Annotated in this window: 1 rRNA gene; it reads left to right on the forward strand. The window is 56.1% G+C overall.

The features are described 5' to 3' along the window. Window positions 1–750 (forward strand): 23S ribosomal RNA (locus H9X91_RS14005); the annotation flags it as partial. Between the last annotated feature and the right edge of the window lie 59 nt (window positions 751–809).

Raw genomic sequence — 809 nt, forward strand, 5'->3', positions numbered from 1 at the left:
TTGTGGAGCCGCCGGTGGGATACCACTCTTGGATTGCTGAATTTCTAACCTGCGGCCGTGAATCCGGTCGGGGGACACTGTTAGGCGGGCAGTTTGACTGGGGCGGTCGCCTCCTAAAGAGTAACGGAGGCGCTCAAAGGTTGGCTCAGCACGGACGGAAATCGTGCAGTGAGTGTAAACGTAGAAGCCAGCCTAACTGCGAGACCGACGGGTCGAGCAGTAACGAAAGTTGGAGTTAGTGATCCGGTGGTATGTGAGTGGAAATGCCATCGCTCAACGGATAAAAGCTACCCTGGGGATAACAGGCTGATCTCCCCCAAGCGTCCACAGCGACGGGGAGGTTTGGCACCTCGATGTCGGCTCGTCACATCCTGGGGCTGAATTCGGTCCCAAGGGTTCGGCTGTTCGCCGATTAAAGTGGCACGCGAGCTGGGTTCAGAACGTCGTGAGACAGTTCGGTCCCTATCTGTTGCGGGCGGAAGAGATTTGAAGGGAGCTGTCCTTAGTACGAGAGGACCGGGATGGACGTACCTCTGGTGCACCAGTTGTCCTGCCAAGGGCATAGCTGGGTAGCTAAGTACGGACGAGATAAACGCTGAAAGCATCTAAGCGTGAAACTCCCCCTAAGATGAGATCTCTCACCTCGAAAGAGGGTAAGGGCCCAGGAAGACTACCTGGTAGATAGGCCGGAGGTGGAAGTGCAGTAATGTATGGAGCTGACCGGTACTAATCGCCCGAGGGCTTGACCTACGAGAAGAAGCAGGCGTGCTTGAACGCGGCGTCACATTGTTCGGTTTTGAGGGTGCAGG

The organism is Oscillibacter valericigenes (assembly GCF_016902445.1).
In the GTDB taxonomy this organism is placed as follows: domain Bacteria; phylum Bacillota; class Clostridia; order Oscillospirales; family Oscillospiraceae; genus Oscillibacter; species Oscillibacter avistercoris.